The sequence below is a fragment of the Methylophaga sp. genome (assembly GCF_030651745.1).
In genome coordinates, this window is sequence record NZ_JAUSCC010000137.1 from 1 (window position 1) to 2,902 (window position 2,902).

Below are 2,902 nucleotides of genomic sequence, written 5' to 3' on the forward strand. Positions count from 1 at the left end.
GCTATCCGATAACATCAGGTTATACCGTAACGTCAACTATAGAATAGGCAATCACATGAAAAAAATTGAAGCCATAATCAAACCATTCAAATTGGATGATGTGCGTGAAGCACTATCGGATATCGGTGTGACCGGCATGACCGTTTCTGAGGTCAAAGGCTTTGGTCGGCAAAAAGGCCATACAGAACTGTACCGCGGTGCAGAATATGTGGTGGATTTCTTGCCGAAAGTGAAAATGGAAATTGTGCTGGCGGATGATCAGGTGGATGCCTGTATCGAAGCCATAACTAAAGCCGCGCATACCGGTCGCATTGGGGATGGTAAAATTTTTGTATCGCCTCTGGAACGTGCTATTCGTATTCGTACCGGCGAAGATGGTGAAGAAGCTATCTAAAAAGGCTCAAAAAAAACGACGCTGTTAATCTACCAGCGTCGTTTTACGAACATCTGCTACACCCGAATGACCAGGGTAGTTTCTTTCCAAAACGCGTAATGCGTCTTCAGACAAATCATCTAATTCCAGAATCTTATAAGCTTTAGCCATGATCACTAATGCATCTGGCATCGCTGGTGTGCGCGGGTAATTTTCAATCACATATTTGGCTCGATTGGCTGCTGCAAGGTAAGAAGCGCGACGCATGTAATAGTTGGCAACGTGCAATTCATGTTGAGCTAATCGGTTACGCAGATAAACGATACGTTGGGCTGCATCATCACTGTAACGGCTGGTCGGGAAACGATTAACCAAGGTGGTGAAATCACGAAGCGCATTAAGTGCCGTACCAGGATCACGTTGTGTTTCATCACGCGGAATATATTTTTCCAAAATCCCCATATCACGATTGAAGTTGATAAGCCCACGCAGATACATTGCATAATCAATATGCTCGTTTAATGGATAGACCCGCATAAAACGATCCAACGTTGCGATAGCCGTTTCGGGTTCGTCCATTTTGTAATACGCGTAAGCGGAGTCCAGAAGGGCTTGTTGCGCATATTGTCCAAACGGGAAACGTGCTTCCAGCTGTTCGTAGTATTCAATAGCTGTTCGGTAATCATTAATATTTAAAGCGGCTTTGGCTTCGGCATAAACCCGCTCTACGGTCCAGCTTTCTTCGGCAACTACAGGTTCTCTGCCGGAAAAGAAAGAACAAGCAGTTAGTGTCAGTAACAGGAACAACGTCAGGATGTATTTCATCATTGGCTTCTATCTGTATCAAAACAAAAAATTCACAGCCTGAGATTGTAGACTGTTTAACTTGGCAAAGCATCACTAGGGTCTGTTTATCTTGTATCGCCAACACGGTTGGAGATTATTTTTCCATCCAACATACCCTGGCAGTAACAGTTTGCACGGAACATTGTACAATAGCGGCTGTTTATTCACCCTTAACTTTATAGGTTTGTAATGATTAGTCGTTTATTTATCGGTTTGGCGAGTAGTTTATTGGTACTGCCAGTCGGTGCAACCACCTTTGAATTGCCTGATGAGGAAACACGTGTCATAGGACACAACCTCGTTGTATACAGTCGCCACGAAGACACGTTATTAGATATCGGTCGTAAATTTGATTTGGGCTATACCGAGATGACTGCGGCCAACCCTAATCTCGATCCCTGGTTGCCAGGTGATAACAAACCGGTATTAATTCCAAACAAATTCATTTTGCCCGATGCGCCGCAAAAAGGCATTGTGATTAATATCCCGGAAATGCGGTTATTTTATTTTCCGCCAAAACAGGCCAATCAGTTACAACAAGTTATGACTTATCCAATTGGTATTGGTCGTGAAGGTCGTGATACACCGTTAGGTAAATTATCAATTATTCAAAAACGCGAAAATCCTTCCTGGACACCACCTGAATCTGTTCGTAGAGAACACGCAGCAGCCGGCGATATTTTGCCAGCAGTCGTACCGCCTGGTCCGGATAATCCATTGGGAACGCGTGCAATGCGTTTATCCAACCCAAGTTATCTGATTCATGGTACCGCCAAACCTTATGGTGTGGGTTTACGCGTCAGCAGTGGTTGTATTCGTATGTATCCAGAAGATATTGAATATCTATATAGTCTGGTGCCAATGAATACTCAGGTTAATGTCCTTCATCATCCTTATAAAGCAGCCGTTGCAAATGGCAAATTGTATTTAGAAGCACATGAACCGATTCCTGAAATGTACAAAGAAGTCAGTGGCAATATGACGCCAATGATTCAAGCTATCCTAAACGCTCAGGATAGTATGCTGTCAGAGCAGGATTGGCCGTTTGCAGAAGAAATCGTGATGACGACACACGGTGTCGTAAAACAGATCAATCAGCAGGAAGAAAAGATTGTTGATAATGTCTGGTTTGTACATGGTGGCTTACAACTGAACACTGGCGCAAAAATGCGCAAAGCGTTACAAGATTTAAACATGCAGGATAAATTCTGGCCGTTAAGAAATAAAGCGATAAATGAAGTAGTGGTTGGACCATTTGAAAATTTGCAAGCTGCGCGTGAAGCGGCGGATAAAATTTCTGCTGCGGCGGGAATTCCGGTGTGGCCTGCGCATTTATCTGAAGAAATGTTTTAACAAATTGGCAAACTGCAGAACCAAAAAAGCCGGGATATGTATCCCGGCTTTTTTGTTTTAAAACTATGAAAAAATAATTATTTAAATTATTTGCTCATTGCTTTTTCAAACATACGATCGATTTTTGCACAGCAAGCATCAACTTGTGCTTGTGCATCTTCAGCTGCTTTTTGTGCATTTGTTGCAGCCAATTCAGCGTCAGAAGCAGTACGTTGTGCAGTATCAGCAGTACTTTGCGCGTTGCGAGCTGCAACTAAAGCAGAATCAGCTGTTGATTGTGCAGATTCTACTGAACCTTTTAATGCTTCCATTTCAGCAGTATTTGCACAT

The 2,902-nt window shown here is 43.0% G+C and carries 4 protein-coding genes; 2 read left to right on the forward strand and 2 right to left on the reverse strand.

The features are described 5' to 3' along the window. Nucleotides 1–55 precede the first annotated feature (55 nt). Entirely contained in the window at nucleotides 56–394 is a 339-nt protein-coding gene (locus Q7V21_RS15535) for a P-II family nitrogen regulator (RefSeq protein ID WP_069296231.1), read from the forward strand. Between the two features lie 24 nt (nucleotides 395–418). On the opposite strand, the gene Q7V21_RS15540 is transcribed toward Q7V21_RS15535, so the two are convergent. Next, nucleotides 419–1,201, reverse strand: coding sequence for an outer membrane protein assembly factor BamD (locus Q7V21_RS15540; RefSeq protein ID WP_304918145.1), 783 nt, complete (start codon nucleotides 1,199–1,201; stop codon nucleotides 419–421). A 207-nt stretch (nucleotides 1,202–1,408) separates the two neighbouring features. On the opposite strand from Q7V21_RS15540, the gene Q7V21_RS15545 reads away from it, so the two are divergent. Further along, nucleotides 1,409–2,572 (forward strand): L,D-transpeptidase family protein, encoded by a 1,164-nt coding sequence (locus Q7V21_RS15545; RefSeq protein ID WP_304918146.1) that lies wholly within the window; start codon nucleotides 1,409–1,411, stop codon nucleotides 2,570–2,572. Nucleotides 2,573–2,658: 86 nt separating this feature from the next. On the opposite strand, the gene Q7V21_RS15550 is transcribed toward Q7V21_RS15545, so the two are convergent. Next, nucleotides 2,659–2,902, reverse strand: a 244-nt coding sequence (locus Q7V21_RS15550; RefSeq protein ID WP_304918147.1) for an Lpp/OprI family alanine-zipper lipoprotein, incomplete at its 5' end; no start/stop codon positions are given.